Raw genomic sequence first — 19,958 nt, 5'->3', positions numbered from 1 at the left:
ACTACCTCTTGGAAAATATATGAATATTGAAAATAACAAAGTTGTCGTAATGCACTACGCCGTAATGGACAGCGAAGAAAACCTAATCGACAGCTCTTACGATCACAAGCCACTTGCGTTTATCCATGGCAATGGTTTCTTGATCCCTGGATTAGAAAGCGAATTAAATGGTAAAAAAGTGGGCGATAAATTTGTCGCTGACGTTGCTGCAGCAGACGGTTACGGCGAACGACACGACGGCTTTGTACAAACTGTTCCAAAAGAAATGTTTCAAGGTATTGAAGACTTAGATGTTGGCATGCAATTGCGTGCTCAAACAGATGAAGGTGAACAAACAGTGATCGTTATAGGTGTTGATGAAGATGAAATTACTGTTGATGGTAATCATCCTTTAGCGGGTATCGATTTAAAATTTGAAGTTGAAATCTTAGAAGTGCGTGATGCGACCGAAGAAGAGATTCAACACGGCCATGTGCACGGTGAAGGCGGATGTGGTCATAACCACTAATATCTAAATATCTTTCTATTATAATAAGCACATAACATTTTTGTTATGTGCTTTTTTTCGCTGATTATTGCCTCAATAAATCCAGTTTAATTATTCTCAGCCGCTATGTTAGACGGTGGCGACTATGTCATATTGGCGAAGCTTCATCGCAATTTTATTATGAGATACCTGCAAACGTTGAGCTAACTTTCTCGTCGATGGGTACAAAGGATACAAACTGCGTAATAGCGTTTGCTCAAATTGTTGCTGCGCTTGTTGCCAGTTTAAGCCATCAATCGAGTTCAGCTCATTATTCTGAAAGTCAATAATGGCTTTATCATCAAATTCCACTTCTTCCGCTGAAATTTCGTCAGTTTGTGCCAATGCTACGACGCGAAAAAGAATGTTTTGTAACTGCCTAACATTACCGGGCCATGCATAATCAATAATTTTCTGTAACGCCTCTGGTGACAAGTTTACATGCTGCAAATTTACCTGTTTCGCTGCATTGGAAATAAAGTGGGCCGTCAGCAACGGGATGTCTTCTTTGCGGTGTTTTAATGATGGCAACTGCAAATTTAATACGTTTAACCGATAATATAGATCTTCTCGAAAAAGCTTTGCCTGTACTTTTTCAACGAGCGGTTGATGGGTTGCACTAATAATTCTTATATCGACTTTTCTATCGGTAAGTCCGCCTAAACGGCGCAATTTATAATCTTCGAGAAAGCGAAGTAATTTTGCCTGCAAATACACTGGCATTTCAGCAATCTCATCTAAGAATATTGTACCGCCATCAGCAAGCTCAAATAAGCCTGGCTTACCGGCACTGCGAGCACCGGTAAATGCACCAGATTCATAACCAAATAATTCAGACTCGAGTAAATGCTCTGGTAACGATGCACAATTAATTGCTAAGAAAGGTTTGCCCGAACGATTACCATTATCATGCAAGGCTTGTGCTAAAAGCTCCTTCCCGGTCCCTGTCTCACCAGTAATAAGTACGGGTAGCTCTAAACTAGCGAAACGTTTCGTTTGTTGCTTAAGCTGTTCAATGGCTGGTGATGTTCCAATGATAGAATCGAACCCGTGAGAATGCCCAGTTTGATAATGTGACAAATGTCGCCCAACATTTTCTAAGCTACGTAGTACGATAATCGCGCCGTTTATAGCCCCGTCATTAGCGCCTACAGATTTTATCGGGGTAATGTCAGCGTAATATTGCTTGCTAGCGAAAGTGACTTCTTGCGTTGCGGCTTGACCACTTAAGTAAATACGCAATCGTTGCTTAATAAAATGATTTAACGGTTTCCCTATAACCTCGTTTGCATCCATATTTAATGCATCACAGGCGGTTAGGTTAGCAGTAAGAATAAAGCCATTTTTATCTATATCTATGATCGGCTCTGGTATCTTAGCCAAAAGAACTTCGAGCTGTTGAGATTTGCGCTCACCTGGAAGCAACTCAATAACCTTTATCGCTTCAACACCACTCACTGAGTTTAGCTTAGTGGCGATTTCAGATACTTCGATTTGTTTATTTGGTAGCTGCAGGTATACATGATATTGACTCACCTCCATCGCTGAAATATCCCAGCGATGATGAGCAAAGACCGCAAGAATTTCTTGTGTCATTCCAACCCTATCTTGTGTCGAAATTTCGAGTCTCATTACTTTTCCTATTAAAGGCTATTAGTAAATAGCACATCATACACCGTAATATATTTTGTACATCGTAATATATTTATTACACCAAGTAAAATAACACGACTTTAATGGCAACTAGTATTTTTTATTCGCATTTTTAATCATTCGACACTCAATACGTAATAAAAATATTACACAACAATTAGAGGAAAAAGATTAAGTTATTGATAAATAACAACTTAATAGATGGCAAGAGACTTGCTTATTATTCAGTAATTACTCACCGAATAAAATTAATTAATAAAGAGTCTACTATGAAAGATAACAGCCACATCGACACTCAGGCAATTCATGCAGGTCGTATTAACGACGAGCAATTTGGTTCGCTAGCAACGCCGCTATATCAAACATCGACGTTTATATTCGATAATGCGAAACAAGGAGCAGATAGGTTTTCTGGTGATCAAGAAGGATATATATATACCCGTTTAGGTAACCCAACGACCCGCCAACTTGAACAACGAATGGCAGCTTTAGAAGGTATGGAAGATGCAGCAGCCACTGCGACAGGTATGGCAGCAGTGTCGGCCGCCTTAATGGCAAACTTGTCAGCGGGTGATCATTTAATCGCATCGAAAGCCGTTTATGGTTGTTCATATGCCTTAATGGCCCATCAATTAACACGGTTTGGTGTTGAAGTAAGTTTTGTCGACATGAGTGATATTAAAAATATTGAAGCAGCGCTGCAAGCAAATACAAAAGTGATTTTTCTCGAAACGCCAATAAACCCTAATTTAGTCGTCATTGATTTGGAAATGATAGGTAAAATAAGTAAAGAACATAACCTTATTTCAATTGTCGATAATACCTTTTTAACACCAATTCTGCAGCGACCAGTAGAGTTTGATATCGATATTGTCATTCATAGTGCGACTAAATATTTAAATGGCCATGGTGACGTTGTTGCAGGCATTGTTTGTGGTAGCGCAGAGATGATCAATCACATAAAACTCACGGTATTAAAAGACATCGGTGCAACCATAAGCCCACATGACGCTTGGTTAATATTACGAGGTATGAAAACATTGCCAATTCGCATGGAACGACACTGTCAAAGCGCACAAGTTGTTGCAGAGTATTTGCAAAGCCATGCACTTGTAAGCCAGGTATTCTACCCTGGTTTAAAAACTCATAGCGGCTACAAGTATATCGGCAAACAAATGCGCGACGCTGGTGGCGTCATTGCATTTGAAATTAAGGGAGATATTAATGATGGCGCTAAACTGATTAACCAAATGAAATTATTTAGTATCGCCGTGAGCTTAGGCGACGCTGAGTCACTTATTCAGCACCCTGCTTCAATGACGCATTCACCTTATAGCCAAGAAGAACGATTAGACGCAGGCATTAGCGATGGCCTTATTCGAATTTCCGTTGGATTAGAAAATGTAAATGACATTATTAGTGATTTAGAGCAGGCGCTTAATTCAATCAGGTCTGTCAATCGCCCTGCCTCGCAATCCAATAAGGTGGTGAATTTTAGTTAATGTTAGCGTCATCAAGTTGTAAGCAAAATTGCTCTGGTAAGCGATAAGATATCGGTTCAGAGCTATTTTCACTCGGTACGGTTAAGTTGATTGCACATAACTGTAGATCTTTTTCTTCATCGTTATCGGCGATGCCATGCAAACGGTCACCAACAATGGGAAAGTCGATTGCAGCAAGGTGTTTTCGGATTTGGTGTTTTCTGCCAGTGTCTATTTTCACTTCAACTAAAGAACAATTGGCGTTCATATCAAAACTAATCAGGCGCACATGGCTAACGGCTTTCTTGCTATCAATATCCAAGTCAATCGTTAACGGGTTTTCGCTGTGCTCAAATTTACCATGAACAATAGCTTGATAGTATTTTTCAGTCTGACGCTGCTCGAACGCTTGCGCTAAAAAACGCGCTTTGTGTTTACTATGGGCAATTACCATAACACCGGTAGTTGCTCTATCTAATCTGTGCACTAAAAACGCCGGACGCTGCGGTTTTAAGTTGGTTCCAACGAATCGATTAATGGTTGTATGATCGCTCCATTTTGAACCTTGGCACAACATACCATAAGGCTTATACCAGACGCTGTAATCGCCCTCGTCTTTCAATAATTGCGCCGCTTGAACAGACTGATTTAAAATATCGGGGTTATGATACATATGGATTTCATCACCGATATTTAGCGCCTTTTTACTTCGACGCAAACGTTGTGTGTGTTTGTTGCGTGTATGCCAAACACAGCCTTTTTGCATCGCTTGCTTGATCTCTTGATGAGATAATTTAGCAGCGTCACTCAACAAAGCCACGACATTTTTATCGCCATCAGTAATGTTTAGGTGAATTTCTCGCACTGTCTGGGGTTCGTCCATATTCTCGTTTGAGGGAACATTGAGTTAATGATAGAACTTTAGCAAGGATTAAGGTTTTAACCAACGCTTGATTTTATCTCGGCGTAAATACAGTAAAAATGCGCTTACAATAATGTAAATTGATGGCTCGATAATCTCAGACTTAACCGACCAATAGAAGTGAATGCATACCAAAACCACAAGTATGTAATTGAAGTTATGTAACTTCTGCCAGTTACGTTTCATTTTACGTTGCACTATTTTCGGAGAAGTAAGGGCGAGCAATAAAATGATCACAAACGCAGCCATGCCCACAGTGATATAAGGCCGCTCTATGATTTCAGCAACCAACAAGGAAAAATCAAACTGTAATTCAAAGAAAATAAAGTTAGCTAAATGACACAGTGCATAAACAAACGCGTATAACCCTAATAAACGTCGACACTGCATTAACCAAGATTGTTTCAACCGTTTCGCAACAGGCGATACAAGCAAGGTAATTAACAGTAAATTCAAGGCACCAATACCGGTAAAGTGAATTATCGCTTCTACTGGGTCTCCACCAAGTTGATCGATTATCGCCAAATAGTAATAAACACTTAAAAAACCAAGTGCTAAACAATGAATCAATGTTTTACACAGAATTACTATATCAGATTGGGTAAGTTTCATATATGTAGCTTTGTTAAATTCTTAGTAATTTTTAACTAAATTCATCCCCTGATACATATCAGCAACTTGTTCGCCATAACCATTGAATAGCTTAGTATCAATACGATTACGTGAAAATAAGCCACCACCAGTAAGTCGGCGCTCACTTGCTTGGGACCAACGAGGATGATCAACTTCAGGATTCACATTAGCATAGAAACCATATTCATTCGGTGCCAATATATTCCAAGTAGTATCTGGCATGCGTTCGACCAATTTAATTTCAACAATAGACTTTATGCTTTTGAAGCCATATTTCCATGGTACAACAAGACGAACCGGTGCACCGTTTTGTCCTGCTAATGTTTTACCATAAAGACCTACAGACATCAGTGTTAATGGATTCATTGCTTCATCAATACGCAAACCTTCGACGTAAGGGTATTTAATACCTCCGCCTAGATAGCGACTCTTTTGTCCTGGCATGCGTTTTGGATCGTATAGGGTTTTAAATGCTACATACTTAGCTTTAGAAGTTGGCATTGCTTTCTTAATTAAATTGGCTAATTCAAAGCCTTGCCACGGTATAACCATTGACCACGCTTCTACACAGCGCAATCGGTAAATTCGTTCTTCAATGTCAAAACTGGTGAATAAATCCTGATAATCTAAGGTATACGGTTTTTCACACTCTCCACTTATCTTTAATTGCCAAGGATCAGGGTTAAAGTCCTTTGCAAGTTTGGCAGGTTGATCTTTTTGAGATCCAAATTCATAAAAATTATTATGAGTAATAACCTTATTCTCAGGGGTGAGCTTATCTAAACTTTTATTCGCTGAGGCTGAATAGGTAATTGGTTTTCGATTATATTCGTCAGCGGATCTAGCATGAGCGATTTTAGCGGCTAAAAGATCAGAGCTTAATAAAGCACCTGCGCCAACAAAGCCCATTTGTTTAATAAACTGACGTCGATTATTGTATACCGACTCATCGGTAACTTGGTTTTCGCTTAAATCATAACTGCGCTTTATCTTAATCATAACTTTCCTTTAGCACTAATAGCCAATAGTGACTTTTCTATGTTGCTGCTATAAATAATAGACAGAAGATCCAGCAAATAAATTTCTATTTTATTTTTTGATAGATATACAACGTCAAACTTACCTAAATTAACTCACAAAAAAAACCGAATAATGACATTATTCGGTTTTTGTAAATCTTCAAAAGTTGTTGATTCTAGGCAGGATTAGCAACTTGATTTAAGTAGGCAACAATCTCTTTAGATTCGTACATCCACTTGCTAGAGCCATCTTCTTGTTCAATGCGAAGGCATGGTACAGTGCGTTTTCCACCATGCTCAACTAACTCATCTAAGTTAGTTTGTTGTTTAATATTGCGTAGTTCAATATTTAAGTTTTCCCGTTTAATGGTTCTGCGAACTTTGACGCAAAACGGGCATGCTGGTAATTGATACAAGCTAAACTTAGCCGTTGTTAAGTCAATACTTTGTTGAGCTTCAACATTGCGTTTTACTGATCTTGGCATCGTTAAAAAGTTAATCAATAAGATGATTTGACCAAGGATAAATCTAATTATGAACATTTGTGCTTCCGAATATAAATAAATTAAAATAGGACGATAATTACACGCTATTACGGCGTAATTATGACCTCCATAAACATTTTTTGTAAATACCAATCAAAATGAGCAGATATTTATGCTGGTTAGTGGTTGGTATTACCACATTAAGTCATCAGGGATCTGATAATCTGCATAAGGATCATCTTCATCAATTTGCTCATCAACCACTTTGTCGTTACTTAATAAAACAGCGCTAGCATCTAATGTTTCGATTTTTTCAGCTGTTTCGTTAGTTACTAGATAACTCGTACCATCGATGGCACAAATAGCAAGAATACCATTAATCAATGCACGTTGAGTTTTCGCATCGATAAAAAGCTTTTTCACAGTGCCATTATCGGTGTACTTATATTCAATATCACCATCGGTGTTTTTAATATGATGATGAGTAAGGATTTGTACGATACGATTATGTAATTCTTTTGCCGCAAGTTGCTGTTTCTTTTCTTCGTTTAAAGCTTTATCTTTTGCCGCTTTTTCAGCTTGTTGCGCTGCTAAATCTTGTTTTACTACTTCTTGCAATGATGCTTCAACTTTTACACCGCTGCGCTTTTGTTTGTTCTTTCGACGTTTATCACTATTGGCTTGACGTGCCTTTTGTTTTGTCGATAAACCAGCTTTTAATAACTGATCTTGTAATGAAGACATGAAACTTGGTCCTAATTGTGAGTAATTGACGGTATTTTAACAGAAAAGATTGACAGTTTTTAGCCTGCCCCATACATTTAGTCATAGAATTTTATAAAGCCAACAATTTAGCCCTAGTCATTGTCTCAAAGACGACATAGTCGAGTTAATAATCCCGGAGAAAAATGTGAAAGATAGTCTTGATTTAAATGTTATTCGTCAGCAAATTACCGATCTCGATCAAGAATTACTAAGCCTTTTTGCACAGCGTCGTTCTTTGACTCTAAATGTTGCTAAAAGTAAGGCACATCAGGTGCGACCGGTTCGTGACCAACAAAGAGAACAAGAGCTACTAGTTCGTCTCATCAGTATTGGCAAAGAAAAAGGCCTAGATGCGCATTACGTTACTAATATTTTTCAAACCATTATTGAAGACTCGGTTTTAAATCAACAGGCTTATTTGCAGCAACTTAAAAACCCAAACATTAAAACACCAACGGTCAGCGTAGCGTTTTTAGGAGATAAAGGTTCATATAGTTACTTAGCAAGTTATCGCTATTTCTCTCGACGTGCCGAAGAAATCATTGAATTTGGCTGTGATAGTTTTGCTGAAATTTTACAGCAGGTAGAATCAGGCACCGTAGATTACGGCATGCTACCGATAGAAAATACAAGTTCAGGTAGTATCAATGAAGTCTATGACCTCTTGCAAAATACCAACTTATCAATCGTGGGCGAGTTATCGCAACCAATTGATCATTGTTTACTTACAGCAGTGAATACCAAACTTGAAGATATTGATACCATTTTTGCCCATGCACAGCCGGTTCAACAATGCAGTAACTTCTTAAATAAACAAGATGGCATTCGCATTGAATACTGTGATTCTAGCGCACAAGCAATGCATAAAGCACTTGAACTTCAATCAGCCAATGTTGCGGTAATAGGTTCCGAAGAAGGCGGTAAACTCTACGATCTACTACCTTTAACGAAAAGTATTGCTAATCAAGCAGAGAATCACAGCCGCTTTATTTTGGTTGCGCGAAAGCCTGTCGATGTCGCAGTGCAAATTCCAGCTAAAACCACTTTAATTTTGGCAACAGGACAAACACCAGGCGCATTAGTGGAATGTTTAGTGATTTTAAAAGATTACGGCATAAACATGACTAAATTGGAATCTCGACCGATCCAAGGACGCCCTTGGGAAGAAATGTTTTATATTGATTTAGAAGCCAACCTCAAATCAGCGGAAATGCAAGAATGTCTTAGCAAATTAACCGAGCTGACGCGCTTTATAAAAGTGCTTGGTTGTTATGCAACAGAACAAATCAAGCCAACGAATGTACCCGTGAAATAGTAGTTATTAAGTATACACAACGCTTTGTTATGAGGCGGGACTAAGCTTGGCTATACTTGTGTGCAAAGTGAGATGAGCCAAACCCGAAGAGTCAAGCTTTAAACGTATCACTTAAAGTGTTGTTAGTAGCATATTTCAATATTAATCACTGAGCGCTTCCATATGCTGTACACCTTGCTCACCTATTTCGTCCCAGTTAGCTTTTGAGCCGACCCAAATGTGATGAGCAACTTTTAAGTTTTCATTCTCATCTGGCAGACTACCAGCGGGGATATACATTCTAGAATCATCATTTTTACCTGGTAAATTAGACCCACAATTAGTACAAAAACTTGTTTCCCAGTCATGATTGGGTTTTATCCACGTTTTAATATATTTTTCACCTTTAATCCAGCGAAAACTTTCATTGTCAGTGACTACCACCGCAATACCATTCGCTCCTGTATTTCTCCGGCAAATTGAACAGTGACAATAATAAACATTTTTAATTGGGTTTGTGATTTCAAATGCTACTTCCCCACAATTACACATTCCTACAGTCATCAATACCTCTAAAATAGTCGATATAAGCTTGGCAGCTAATGCCTCATGAAGAGGCTAAAAATAGTTAGCTCAAATAATGAGGCACGAACAAAAGCTAACTGTTTTCGTCCTGCTTAAATGGCTTCTTATAAGACTATATTAAGCCAAACAAAATAAGCAAAGCAACTGTAACACCAACAGATATTAAACCAGTTACTATACACAAAGTTTCATTGTCGCGATTAGGTTGCGGGTACTTACCAAGGGTGATTATTTTAAGTGTGACATAACCATAGCCATGTAAAAAAGTCTCGACAAATGCATCAACCAAAATCCATTTTACAACCCGAAAAAAAGCCTTTCCGAACCCTTCAACTATTTCTTCCATTTAATATATTATTCCTAGTATTATAACGCCCGCATAAGGGACTGATAAAAGCTTGCTAAAATGTGAAACGAAACGGAACTGAGCCAACCGTTACGAGTCCAACTTAAGCAACTTGATACTTATTGAGCCTTCTCCCCGAAGTCTAGCGATAAACTAGACTTCAAGGCGACCAAACCAAAAGGAGAACACTCAATGAAATTCTATACTAATTCTCACCCTTTTTATTGTGGGATCGATCTTCATTCACGTATTTTGTACGTGTGCATTATTGATAATGAAGGAAAAACTGTTTTACATCAACAGATTAAAGCAGATAAGCAACAACTATTAAATTTACTAAAACCTTACATTGGCCATGTCGTTGTTGGTGTTGAATGTATGCATTGCTGGTATTGGGTTAGTGATTGGTGTGAAGAATATAGTATTGATTTTATTCTAGGCCATGCACTTTATATGAAAGCTATTCATGGTGGGAAAGCCAAAAACGACAAAATAGATTCTTATAAAATTGCCTGTTTAATGCGTGGCGGTAACTTCCCTCTTGCTTACGTTTACCCTTCAAGAATGCGTGCAACTCGCGACTTACTCAGACGACGAACTCATGTTGTTAGGCACGGTGCTGATTTAAAAGCACATGTCGTTAATACCGACAGCCAATATAATTTACCGTCTCAAGCACTCAATCTGAAAAATATATCAGCCAGAGAAGGCTTAAAACACCATTACGAGGACCCTGTTATTCAGCGAACCATCGAGCTGGATATGGTGTTACTTGATTGCTATGCAAAAGAGTTAAAGAAAGTAGAATGGTTTATCGAAAAACAAGCGAAAGAGCACCACGGTTGTTATTTATCATTAATACGCACCTTTCCTGGTATCGGACAAATTCTTGGGTTAACCATTCTTTATGAAATTGGTGAGATTTGCCGATTTGAATCCGTTCAAAACTTTGCCTCTTATAGTCGACTCGTAAAGTGTAAAGCCGAGTCAGCAGGTAAAATTTATGGTACTAGCGGCAATAAGATTGGAAATGGCTATCTAAAGTGGGCATTTAGCGAAGCCGCGGTTCTGTATCTGCGCGGTAACGATAGAGCGAAAAACCATCTAAGCAAACTGCAAAAACGCATGAGCAAAGGCAAAGCACTCTCTGCGTTAGCGCATAAAATAGGTCGTTGTGTGTATTACATGCTGAAAAACAAAACGGTATTTGATGAAGATAAATTTTTAAAAGGTTAAGTCGCACAATGGCGTGAGCCTAAAGCCTAACTCGCTGGTTAAGAGCATGAACTATCATCGTCGTTTAATCACTATTTGATGATGATTATGCCAAGTTGTCCAAGCCCATATTGCTTGATTAGACACGCCATTGGTGCGCATACAAACAATAAGCAAAATCGTTTACACCTTAGCTAAGCCTGAAACTAACTGAACGTTTGAATCACTTTGCTTGAATAGTGCTAGTCAAAGGTTAACCGAAGAATGTCTAGTGCCCCTATTTTCACCAAGGAGGATGGAATGATAGGCAGTGATGAGATCACATTAAGAGAGCCTCAATATGTGTTTGCAGTAAACGATGATTTAATTGCAAAGCGACAGAACGAAGCAGACGTTTTTGCTAATTGATATAAGAGGTGGCTGCTACGCAACCACAGAATTTCTAGTGCTTATTTGACAGGAAAAGGCTCATATGTGTTATGTTTATTTTACATGAATAGTCCAAGTTCTAGATACTTCTTCTAATCCATCTATAAACTTAAACGACAACTCCCAATCTATGTTAATTTTTGGCGTATCATCATTAGAGCTAGGCATATCCTTAGGGATTTCAAATTCAAAACTTAATGTTGTAGTACCACAAACAAACTCTGAATCAATGGGGATATTTTTCTCAAAAAGAACATGCGGCAGCACTGTACCACCAGACGTAGAATATTTAGTGTACAAACATTTTAATTGAACATTTTTGATACGGTTAAAGTTGCTTTGATTTACAAATATTGAAGCGTGTTGTTTTACGCCTTTTGGAATTAGAGAGGCGCTAACAGTTAAAGGTGTTTTTCCTAAGCGATTAAACTTTTTGTTGAGAAAGTATCCTATTAAATAAATAACCAGACAGAAAAGCAAAAAGGGTATAAATATAAAGGCAGGTTTTACCTCACCGTTAAGTAAAGAGTTGCATATTGAAATTAGAATTAATATTGATAAAACATAGGAAATATAGCAAAAAATATTTCCAGTCCCTTTTTCGTTGCTTGTTAATGAAGTCAAATCAACCCTTTAAAAAATATATGCATAGTTTGAATTAAACATAACGCCTAGCTAAGAGGCGAAAAATACTTGGCTAAAATTAGTGAGGCACGAACGCAAGCCAAGTGTTTTGCGTCCTGCTTGAGCGCCTTGTTATGTGTTTTTACACTATTCTCATTTACGCTTAATTGGTAGTCTGCCATTTAATGTAACGTAGCCAGATAGATAAACCCAAACAATAAAAGCCATTAAACTTAAAGCACCAGAAAAAAGAAAAATAAGCTCAAAGCCTGAACTAATTATTAATTTATAATGAACAGATGCAACTAAATATAAGCCGTATAAACCAAATAAGAATAAGGCTCCTGTAATAATACGAAATAAAGGTCTTATCTGATTTTGATTACTATTTTCTGACATTTGATTCCATTCTAAAGAAATACATAACAGCTTATTAAAACGCTTTTTCCGTCATCTCTATTTGCAGTTAAACGTTTAGTTTTTAAATTTATTTCAATAAGTTAACATTAATTCGATGCAAAACAAAATGCTATGTGTGTAGATACATTTGTCCGATTTTTTGTTGCTACGTTTGTTTGCGCAAATACGGGATTTTATCTTAGTAAACAAATAAAAAAACACTAGATAATCTAGTGTTTTTTATTAGCTTTGCGTTAAGCAATTAAATTGCCGCAAATACAGCAATTTAAATTTCGATGCTTGATATCTATTTAATGTCAGCTTCAACTTGTTTGGCAATAAAATCTGGTGACTTTGTTCCGCGACATAACCAGTAATATGCGCCAGGTACAACAAACAAGGTAAACAATGTTGCCAAGGCTACTCCAGAAACAATAACTACACCAATAACCATTCGGCTCTCAGCACCTGGTCCAATAGCAATAACTAACGGCACAGCACTAAATATGGTAGTGAATGAAGTCATTACAATTGGACGTAAACGTTGTTGTGCGCCCTTAATAATTGCATCGCTAAAGCTTTCACCTGCATCTCGTAACTGGTTAGCAAACTCAACGATTAAGATACCGTTTTTAGCCGCTAAACCAATCAACATTACAATACCAATTTGACTATAAATATTAAGACTCATATTCATAATATAGAGGCCTGCCAATGCACCAACTAATGCCAGCGGTACAGTAAGCATGATCACAAATGGGTGAATAAAACTTTCAAACTGCGCAGCTAGTACCAAATATGTGATTAATAACGCTAAGCCAAATACCAACAGCATCGAGCTTCCGCTTTCCTGCAGTTTCTCCGATTGGCCTTTATAATCGACATTGGCCTCTACTGGTAGCTCTTCTTTTACCACATTATTCAAAAACTCAAGTGCTTCACCTAAAGTGTAATTTTCACTGACGTTACCATTTAGAGTAATACTGCGCAGTCGATTATAGCGACTCAATTGAGTTGCACGAGCCCCCTCTTCAAAATTTATTAAATTTGATAAAGGTATTAATTCGTTAGTGGCTTTTGAACGCACATAAATATTATCAATACTACTTGGACTTCGATAATCTTCTTCATTACCTTCTAGAATTACGTCGTATTCTTCACCGTTATCGATGTAAGTGGTAACTCTGCGATTACCTAGCATTGTTTCTAAGGTTAACCCAATATCACCAACCGATACACCCAGGTCTGATGCTCGGGCACGATCAATATTAACCATCAATTGCGGAGAGGTTTCCAAGTAATCCGCCTCTAAACCAATGATGTCTGGATTTTCTGCAGCTTTTGCTAAAACGATATCACGCCATTGTGCTAGTTCTTCATAAGTATTTCCTTGTAATACGAATGAAATTGGTCGCCCACCACCACTGCGACCACCTAAACCACCACGGCTCATCACAAATGCCCGAGCGTCTGTTACTGAACCAAGTTCACGATTAAAGCCGTTGATAAAGTCTTGGGTTGAAGTTTCTCGTTGGTCCCAAGGCGGTAAGCCTATGATTGCAATACCACCTGTACCTCTAAACCCTGGTACACGCACAAGTACTCGTTCTAACGTTCCGTCTTCATAATGATTAAGTAATTTTTCTTCGATCTGTAGCATCGACTTTGCATTACTTTCATAACTTGCACCTTCAGCACCACTCATAATTAAGAAAGCACCGCCTCGATCTTCTTTAGGGGCAAATTCATTCGGCAATTTATCAAATATGGTTACGATACAAGCGATTGATAGAAGCATAACAACGACTAACATGAGTGGCTGTTTTATTACCGACGATAAGGTATTTTTATAGGACTCTTCTAAGCGAGCAAAATTACGATCTAAAAGCTGGCCAAACGATGAACTACGTTTACGATGTTTCAGTAACTTTGAACACATCATTGGCGTCAAACTTAACGCCGTTACACTTGAAAATATAACCGCAGCAGCAATGGCAAGTGCAAATTCAGTAAACAGTCGGCCAACATCACCTTCCATAAAGATAAGTGGCACAAACACTGATACCAACACAACAGTCGTTGCAATAACGGCAAACGCTACTTCTCTACCGCCGTTATAAGCGGCAGCAAGTGGTTTTTCACCATTTTCTATTCGACGATAAATATTTTCCAATACAACTATTGAGTCATCTACCACCAAGCCGATGGCTAAAACCAAGGCTAATAACGTTAATAAGTTAATTGAAAAGCCTAACGCACTTAACGCAATCATCGAGCCGATCAGTGCAACCGGTACCGTAACCGCTGGAATAATGGTCGCTTTGATATTTCCTAAAAATAGGTATATCACTAGGACTACCATCAACATAGCAACACCTAAGGTTCGGTATACTTCATCAATAGAGTCTTTGATAAATACAGAAGAATCATAACTTGGAATAATAGTGGTACCGGCAGGTAATGCACTTTTGATTTCTTCCATTTCTTGTTGCGCGGCTTTTACCACATCAATAGTATTGGCTGTTGATTGCTTGATGATACCTAAGCCAACCATATTTCGACCGTAACCACGAAACATGCTTTCATCATCTTTTGCAGTTACTGACACATCGGCAATATCGGATAGTCGCACTAATGAGTTATTTTCTCCTCGAGCTATTACCATTGCGCCAAAATCATGCTCTGTCTTATAACTGCGTGCCACCCGAACACTAAAGTCACGAGTCACTGACTCGATTTCACCTGCAGGCAATTCCACATTTTCCGCACGTAAGGTATTTTCAATATCGGTAACAGTGATGCCACGAGCAGCCATCGCTTGACGATTCAATACGATTTTCATTGCATATTCTCGCCCACCGCCGACCATAACTTCGGCAACACCGTTTACAACAGCGAAGCGGTCTGTAATATAACGATTTGCATAATCGGTAAGTTCAAGTGTATTAAAAACTTCGCTTTGTAAGGTAAACCAAACAATAACATCACCATCATCGTTAGCTTTTTGGATTTCTGGTGGTGTTGCTTGTTCTGGCAATCGACGCATTTCAGAAGATATTTTTTCTCTTACATCATTCGCTGCAGCATCAATATCACGGCCCATTTCGAATTCGATAGAAATTCTAGAACGACCATCTCGTGAGGTTGAATCAATACTCTTAACACCTTCAATACCACTGATTTTATCTTCGAGAAGCTTAGTTATTTTCGACTCTACAATCGCAGATGATGCACCGGGGTATGAAGTCGAAACAGTGATAACAGGTTTATCTGTATCTGGGTATTCACGTAAAGGCAACAATAAGAACGCAACAATACCGAAGGTTACTATGAGTAAATTTAATACCGTCGCAAAAACCGGTCTTTTTACTGATAAGTCCGATAAAATCATTATGATTTACCTTTCGTTTGGTCATCTTGGCTAGCAGTATTTGAACCAATTATAGATACCGCAGAACCTTCTCTAAGCTTCAGAGCGCCTTCAATAACAACCGGAGTACCTTCTAAAACGCCTGATTTAACTTCAACCAAACCTGGCTTTCTGCGACCAATCACAACATCCACTCGCTTGGCTACACCATCCTCAACAACAAACACAAAATGTCGGTCTTCAAAAGGAATAATGCCACTTTCTGGTAACTGCAATGTTTCTTCAACATTACGCTGCAATAAAATGCTCATTAACATACCAGGGCGAAGGTATTTGTCAGCATTATTAATCTTAGCTCTTACTTGAATGGTACGAGTATTAGCGTCTATTCGAGTAGCAATACTGGTAATTTCACCAATAAACTGTTTTCCAGGATAGGCAACATTCGTGGCACTAACTTTCTGCCCTTTTGTCACGGTCGTAATAAAACGTTCAGGAATAGCAAAATCAACTTTCACTACAGATATATCATCTAAGATAGTAATTTCCTCACCGTTATTGACAAACTCGCCAACACTCACTTGGCGAAAACCAAGTTGACCATCAAAAGGGGCTCTAATGGTTAAATTATCGAGAACAGCTTGTGCACTCATTAATTGAGCGCGAATTGAGCGAACCTTGGCTTGTTGCTCTTCAGTTTGTGCTATAGAACCAACTTTTTGGTTTGACAGCTCTTTCAAACGTTTAAGTTGAGTAACCGAAACTTCCAAATTTGCTTCAAGTTCATTCACTTTTGCCTGTTCTTGCGCCTTTGCAAATTCAACTAATATATCGCCTTTTTTAACCGTATCACCATCATCAAAAGATAACGTTTCAACTATATCGCTATATTGAGCGGTAATGGTTACTTGTTCATTTGCAGTCGTGGTACCTAAAGCTTCAAATTCATCACTAAACTCGGCAAATTTAACCGCTGCTACTTTGACTGAAACGACACGAGCCTGTCGTTGATAATTTGATTGTTCTTGAGGCCAATTTAAATAGGCTAATAATGCTATTAGAACTGCTGAAAGCAAAATTAAAGGTAAGCGAGAGCTTTTACTGTTTTCCATGAAATCACAACTTGAGAATATAATGGCGCATAATATAGCGTATTTCGCCTTTTAAAACGAATAACTTTTCGTTGAACAACCATTTTTACGAGATAAAACTTTTGAAAAAATACTGTATACTAAACAAGGCTATATATTGACCCAAGAAAAGGAATAAAAATGAATAAACTTGCCATTTTCGCTGCTGGATTGCTGTTATTTTTCGGAGCCATGTTATGGTTCTTAGCATCAGCTGACTGGAACGGATTCATTCGTACACAGATAGAAATCCAAGGCTCGAAAGTAACCTCTAGAACAGTAAAAGTTGAAAAGGTTGATATGAAATTGAGCGAAGGATTTGGCGGTATTTACGGTCTTAGCATTAGTAACCCAGTTAAGTATGAACATATCAATGCAATGTATCTAGGAGAAGTTTCATTAGGCATTGATATTCAATCACTATCGAGTTCGCCTATTGTGATTAAGTCAATAAAATCGATTAAACCACAAGTCTTTGTTGAGTTTGATAAAGATGGAAACAACAATATCAGTGACATCTTAGCGGCTATAAAGGCAAATACTCAAAGTGACAATGTACAGCCTATAGAGCCGCCAAAAAAGAAGAAAAAGGAATCTAAGCCTGAAACAAAAATTGCCATTCATGAGTTTGTATTATCGGGGGTTGCCTTAACGTTGGATTTGACCAAAGTGAATGGAAAAACTTTAGACCTTGAATTGCCGACTGTGGCGTTAGATAGCCTGGGTGGTGCTGAAGGAATTGAAGCTAGCAAGTTAGGAGCGACCATTGCTAAAGAAATACTATCGGAAATTTCAAAGCAAGCAAAAGAGCAATATCAAGCAGCTTTAAAAGACAAAGCAAAACAAAAACTGGACGAAAAAAAGAAAAAATTATTAGACAAGCTTAAAGGTTAAAAATAAACACCTATGACAGCAATGAAAAATTACAGTATAAAGCATCAAATAAAAAATAATCTGATCGCCATTATCAGTATTTTCATTGCTGTTATTTCATTGAGTTACAATACTTGGCGTAATGAGCAAACGGAATTTAATCGCAACGTTCGAACCGCATCATTTGAAGTCTTAATGTCTTTAGCTGAGCTTCAACAAGTAGTCGATAACAGCTATTACGGTGATTCTGCAGAAAAAGGCGATCCAATAAAAGGTTGGAGCTATGTTATATATATTCAAGATTTATCTGTGAGCGTTTCGCCCAACGCACAAAGCAACGCAAAACATTTGCATAGCACTTGGCAGGATAACTGGCATTTAATGAAGTCTGATGAGCAAGCGGTTGATAACATAACATCGGCTATTAAAAACCAGCGTCAAATTGTATTAAAAGCGCTGCAAAATCTGAACTAATAGTGCCATTCAATAGCTTATTAAATTGTACATATTGCGACAATACAAAAAGCTATATTGGCGTTATTATTCACCACGTGCGGCAGAGTTAGCATTACCTACAAAAACGCTGATATCTTCGGCTATTGTCGCTTCCGGATGTTCAACGATACGACCAACTTCTTGGCCATCGACAAGAACTACAATTGTTGGCGTGTACTTTACTTTATACGTTTTTTCTAATCCTGACTCATGGCTTTTTTGATGATCAAGTGAGTACAGTTTAATGATATCTGACTTGCTTTGAAATGACTTTAACAAACGCGGTACTTCACGTTTACTGTCGTGACACCAAGTGCCAAAAAACACTTTTATTTCAACATTATCAGGTAAACTAGCAACAAACTCTAACTCTTCTTCACTTACCTTATAATCGTCGAAGCCTTCTTTAAACACGTCATATTCAGCAAATAATGACTGCTGATTATAATCTGGCTTAACCTGTTCCGAAAAAGCATTCGCTTCCCTGATGAATAATAAAACTGCCGTTGCCAACCAAAAAACCAAAGCTAAAAACATAAATGTCTTTTTGTGTTTCTTTAAAAATGTTTTCTTTTCGCTGTTATCGTTCACGGGTTTTTTCCAATAATGATTTAGATTCTTGTAAGAAGGTATTGGCATCATCACCAAACCAATTGGCAACTTGATTAAATTGTTCAATAAAGCTTACTTTATCACCTCGCTCCACATTTTCTAATAAATTTGAAAAACGTTCGATAAAACGTCTCATCATTACGACATTATCAGGATTAGAAAAAATTATATCTGCATAAAGTTCCGGAGCTTGTGCAAATAAGCGACCCACCATAATCAACTCTAAGCGATAAATAGGAGAGCTCATCGCTAGCAACTGATCAAGATCGACATCTTCTTGCATCAAATGATAGCCATAACTGACTGTCGAAAAGTGACGCATTACTTGAACCATTGCCATTGCATCATCATGTTGTGTTGCTTCAACATGATAATTCAATGCTCCCCAAATCTTAAACTGCTCGAGTAACCATTGATATTGCTCTGCTTTGCGGCCTTCACAAACAATAATAGTTTGTTTGATCATGCCAGTAACATCAGGGCCGAACATTGGGTGTAGTCCAACAACAGGGCCTCGATGAACATCAAGCATTTGAGTTAATGGTTTATCTTTAATACTGGTTATATCAGCTAAAATACAATCTTCAGGTAAATTTTTGAGCGTCGATATTACCATTTCAGTCAGATTAATTGGCACTGCAACAATGACCAATGCCGCTTTTGCAAGCATTGCATCTGTGTGCTCTGGAGTGTCCCAATCATGCTTTTCGATAATATCAACGATGTATCCGGTACGCTCGAACAAGTCGACAAACACTTGACCAAGTTGTCCTTTACCACCAATAACAACGATATTACCAGCATCAGGGTTTACACATAGGTAGCCTTGTTCATCTTGTGAGCTGTATGAGTCGCGCATTATGCGGCGAAATACATCTTCAATCAAAGAAGGTGATAAGTCATCACTAGCGCCTTGAGCCTTTAATCTATTAAGTAATGCTTGTTCGCGACTGGGATCGAATATGGGCATACCTTTATTTGATTTTAGTTCGCCCACTTTCGCCGTCACTAAACGTCGTTTAGCGATTAGAGTAAGCAGTTGCTCATCAATGCTATCGATTTCGTTTCGACATTGATTCAGTTGCTGTTCAAAATAACTCAT

The 19,958-nt window shown here is 38.1% G+C and carries 21 protein-coding genes; 7 read left to right on the top strand and 14 right to left on the bottom strand.

The features are described from left to right. The first annotated feature begins 19 nt into the window (after positions 1-19). The gene (locus tag LT090_RS04470) at positions 20-508 is read left to right on the top strand and encodes an FKBP-type peptidyl-prolyl cis-trans isomerase (protein WP_068546727.1); all 489 of its coding nucleotides are present in this window, start codon (positions 20-22) and stop codon (positions 506-508) included. A gap of 108 nt (positions 509-616) precedes the next feature. Here the strand turns inward: LT090_RS04470 and LT090_RS04465 are convergent, their stop codons facing one another. Then, on the bottom strand, positions 617-2,158 hold the full coding sequence (locus LT090_RS04465; RefSeq protein WP_068546726.1) for a sigma 54-interacting transcriptional regulator: 1,542 nt from the start codon (positions 2,156-2,158) through the stop codon (positions 617-619). Positions 2,159-2,448: 290 nt separating this feature from the next. Here LT090_RS04465 and megL point away from each other — a divergent pair, with 290 nt between their 5' ends. Further along, on the top strand, positions 2,449-3,681 hold the full coding sequence (gene megL, locus LT090_RS04460; protein ID WP_068546725.1) for a methionine gamma-lyase: 1,233 nt from the start codon (positions 2,449-2,451) through the stop codon (positions 3,679-3,681). Here megL and LT090_RS04455 read toward each other — a convergent pair. The 5 genes from LT090_RS04455 to LT090_RS04435 all read right to left on the bottom strand — a co-directional run bounded on the left by LT090_RS04455 (position 3,674) and on the right by LT090_RS04435 (position 7,463). Continuing rightward, a complete protein-coding gene (locus LT090_RS04455) occupies positions 3,674-4,543 on the bottom strand; it encodes an RluA family pseudouridine synthase (protein WP_068546724.1) in 870 nt (289 codons plus the stop codon). The genes megL and LT090_RS04455 overlap by 8 nt on opposite strands. Positions 4,544-4,591: 48 nt before the next feature. Then, the gene (gene msrQ, locus LT090_RS04450; protein WP_068546723.1) at positions 4,592-5,194 is read right to left on the bottom strand and encodes a protein-methionine-sulfoxide reductase heme-binding subunit MsrQ; all 603 of its coding nucleotides are present in this window, start codon (positions 5,192-5,194) and stop codon (positions 4,592-4,594) included. Between the two features lie 21 nt (positions 5,195-5,215). Beyond that, on the bottom strand, positions 5,216-6,214 hold the full coding sequence (gene msrP, locus LT090_RS04445) for a protein-methionine-sulfoxide reductase catalytic subunit MsrP (RefSeq protein WP_068546722.1): 999 nt from the start codon (positions 6,212-6,214) through the stop codon (positions 5,216-5,218). A gap of 196 nt (positions 6,215-6,410) precedes the next feature. Beyond that, a complete protein-coding gene (locus LT090_RS04440) occupies positions 6,411-6,776 on the bottom strand; it encodes a glutaredoxin family protein (protein ID WP_068546721.1) in 366 nt (121 codons plus the stop codon). A gap of 135 nt (positions 6,777-6,911) precedes the next feature. After that, on the bottom strand, positions 6,912-7,463 hold the full coding sequence (locus LT090_RS04435) for a DUF2058 domain-containing protein (protein WP_068546720.1): 552 nt from the start codon (positions 7,461-7,463) through the stop codon (positions 6,912-6,914). 166 nt (positions 7,464-7,629) lie between these two features. Between LT090_RS04435 and LT090_RS04430 the strand changes: the two genes are divergently transcribed. Continuing rightward, positions 7,630-8,799 (top strand): chorismate mutase, encoded by a 1,170-nt coding sequence (locus LT090_RS04430; protein WP_068546719.1) that lies wholly within the window; start codon positions 7,630-7,632, stop codon positions 8,797-8,799. A 141-nt stretch (positions 8,800-8,940) separates the two neighbouring features. On the opposite strand, the gene LT090_RS04425 is transcribed toward LT090_RS04430, so the two are convergent. After that, positions 8,941-9,342 (bottom strand): GFA family protein, encoded by a 402-nt coding sequence (locus LT090_RS04425; RefSeq protein ID WP_068546718.1) that lies wholly within the window; start codon positions 9,340-9,342, stop codon positions 8,941-8,943. A gap of 133 nt (positions 9,343-9,475) precedes the next feature. After that, positions 9,476-9,709, bottom strand: coding sequence for a hypothetical protein (locus LT090_RS04420; RefSeq protein ID WP_068546717.1), 234 nt, complete (start codon positions 9,707-9,709; stop codon positions 9,476-9,478). A gap of 192 nt (positions 9,710-9,901) precedes the next feature. On the opposite strand from LT090_RS04420, the gene LT090_RS04415 reads away from it, so the two are divergent. Further along, complete coding sequence (locus tag LT090_RS04415) at positions 9,902-10,945, top strand: IS110 family RNA-guided transposase (RefSeq protein ID WP_068547699.1); 1,044 nt, start codon at positions 9,902-9,904, stop codon at positions 10,943-10,945. 243 nt (positions 10,946-11,188) lie between these two features. Continuing rightward, complete coding sequence (locus tag LT090_RS17000; RefSeq protein WP_157726661.1) at positions 11,189-11,332, top strand: hypothetical protein; 144 nt, start codon at positions 11,189-11,191, stop codon at positions 11,330-11,332. Between the two features lie 75 nt (positions 11,333-11,407). On the opposite strand, the gene LT090_RS04410 is transcribed toward LT090_RS17000, so the two are convergent. From LT090_RS04410 to LT090_RS04395, 4 genes are all read right to left on the bottom strand, one after another. After that, positions 11,408-11,977, bottom strand: a complete 570-nt coding sequence (locus LT090_RS04410) for a hypothetical protein (protein ID WP_068546011.1) — start codon at positions 11,975-11,977, stop codon at positions 11,408-11,410. A 153-nt stretch (positions 11,978-12,130) separates the two neighbouring features. Continuing rightward, positions 12,131-12,376, bottom strand: a complete 246-nt coding sequence (locus LT090_RS04405) for a hypothetical protein (protein WP_068546012.1) — start codon at positions 12,374-12,376, stop codon at positions 12,131-12,133. Between the two features lie 307 nt (positions 12,377-12,683). Further along, on the bottom strand, positions 12,684-15,767 hold the full coding sequence (locus LT090_RS04400; protein WP_068546013.1) for an efflux RND transporter permease subunit: 3,084 nt from the start codon (positions 15,765-15,767) through the stop codon (positions 12,684-12,686). After that, positions 15,767-16,858 carry an efflux RND transporter periplasmic adaptor subunit gene (locus LT090_RS04395; RefSeq protein WP_068546014.1) on the bottom strand — a complete coding sequence of 364 codons (1,092 nt, stop codon included), beginning with the start codon at positions 16,856-16,858 and terminating at the stop codon, positions 15,767-15,769. Before LT090_RS04395 ends, LT090_RS04400 begins: the two co-directional genes overlap by 1 nt. Positions 16,859-17,017: 159 nt before the next feature. Here LT090_RS04395 and LT090_RS04390 point away from each other — a divergent pair, with 159 nt between their 5' ends. Both LT090_RS04390 and LT090_RS17070 read left to right on the top strand, forming a co-directional pair. Beyond that, a complete protein-coding gene (locus tag LT090_RS04390; RefSeq protein ID WP_068546015.1) occupies positions 17,018-17,770 on the top strand; it encodes an AsmA family protein in 753 nt (250 codons plus the stop codon). 12 nt (positions 17,771-17,782) lie between these two features. Then, the gene (locus tag LT090_RS17070; protein WP_068546016.1) at positions 17,783-18,223 is read left to right on the top strand and encodes a hypothetical protein; all 441 of its coding nucleotides are present in this window, start codon (positions 17,783-17,785) and stop codon (positions 18,221-18,223) included. Positions 18,224-18,289: 66 nt separating this feature from the next. On the opposite strand, the gene LT090_RS04380 is transcribed toward LT090_RS17070, so the two are convergent. Further along, entirely contained in the window at positions 18,290-18,835 is a 546-nt protein-coding gene (locus LT090_RS04380) for a thioredoxin family protein (protein WP_068546017.1), read from the bottom strand. Beyond that, on the bottom strand, positions 18,825-19,958 hold the full coding sequence (gene tyrA / locus LT090_RS04375) for a bifunctional chorismate mutase/prephenate dehydrogenase (protein ID WP_068546018.1): 1,134 nt from the start codon (positions 19,956-19,958) through the stop codon (positions 18,825-18,827). The genes LT090_RS04380 and tyrA overlap by 11 nt, the downstream gene beginning before the upstream one ends.

Origin of the sequence: Thalassotalea crassostreae (genome assembly GCF_001831495.1) — a bacterium.
Classification (GTDB): Bacteria; Pseudomonadota; Gammaproteobacteria; order Enterobacterales; family Alteromonadaceae; genus Thalassotalea_A; species Thalassotalea_A crassostreae.
Note: the sequence above shows the minus strand (reverse complement) of the source record. Positions and strands in the feature narration are given on the sequence as shown.

Bases quoted from the DNA above. Each gene is read 5' to 3' on its own strand.
- LT090_RS04470 (WP_068546727.1), top strand. From the start codon at position 20: ATGAATATTGAAAATAACAAAGTTGTCGTAATGCACTACGCCGTAATG.
- LT090_RS04465 (WP_068546726.1), bottom strand. From the start codon at position 2,158: ATGAGACTCGAAATTTCGACACAAGATAGGGTTGGAATGACACAAGAA.
- megL (WP_068546725.1), top strand. From the start codon at position 2,449: ATGAAAGATAACAGCCACATCGACACTCAGGCAATTCATGCAGGTCGT.
- LT090_RS04455 (WP_068546724.1), bottom strand. From the start codon at position 4,543: ATGGACGAACCCCAGACAGTGCGAGAAATTCACCTAAACATTACTGAT.
- msrQ (WP_068546723.1), bottom strand. From the start codon at position 5,194: ATGAAACTTACCCAATCTGATATAGTAATTCTGTGTAAAACATTGATT.
- msrP (WP_068546722.1), bottom strand. From the start codon at position 6,214: ATGATTAAGATAAAGCGCAGTTATGATTTAAGCGAAAACCAAGTTACC.
- LT090_RS04440 (WP_068546721.1), bottom strand. From the start codon at position 6,776: ATGTTCATAATTAGATTTATCCTTGGTCAAATCATCTTATTGATTAAC.
- LT090_RS04435 (WP_068546720.1), bottom strand. From the start codon at position 7,463: ATGTCTTCATTACAAGATCAGTTATTAAAAGCTGGTTTATCGACAAAA.
- LT090_RS04425 (WP_068546718.1), bottom strand. From the start codon at position 9,342: ATGACTGTAGGAATGTGTAATTGTGGGGAAGTAGCATTTGAAATCACA.
- LT090_RS04420 (WP_068546717.1), bottom strand. From the start codon at position 9,709: ATGGAAGAAATAGTTGAAGGGTTCGGAAAGGCTTTTTTTCGGGTTGTA.
- LT090_RS04415 (WP_068547699.1), top strand. From the start codon at position 9,902: ATGAAATTCTATACTAATTCTCACCCTTTTTATTGTGGGATCGATCTT.
- LT090_RS17000 (WP_157726661.1), top strand. From the start codon at position 11,189: ATGTCTAGTGCCCCTATTTTCACCAAGGAGGATGGAATGATAGGCAGT.
- LT090_RS04405 (WP_068546012.1), bottom strand. From the start codon at position 12,376: ATGTCAGAAAATAGTAATCAAAATCAGATAAGACCTTTATTTCGTATT.
- LT090_RS04400 (WP_068546013.1), bottom strand. From the start codon at position 15,767: ATGATTTTATCGGACTTATCAGTAAAAAGACCGGTTTTTGCGACGGTA.
- LT090_RS04395 (WP_068546014.1), bottom strand. From the start codon at position 16,858: ATGGAAAACAGTAAAAGCTCTCGCTTACCTTTAATTTTGCTTTCAGCA.
- LT090_RS04390 (WP_068546015.1), top strand. From the start codon at position 17,018: ATGAATAAACTTGCCATTTTCGCTGCTGGATTGCTGTTATTTTTCGGA.
- LT090_RS17070 (WP_068546016.1), top strand. From the start codon at position 17,783: ATGACAGCAATGAAAAATTACAGTATAAAGCATCAAATAAAAAATAAT.
- tyrA (WP_068546018.1), bottom strand. From the start codon at position 19,958: ATGAGTTATTTTGAACAGCAACTGAATCAATGTCGAAACGAAATCGAT.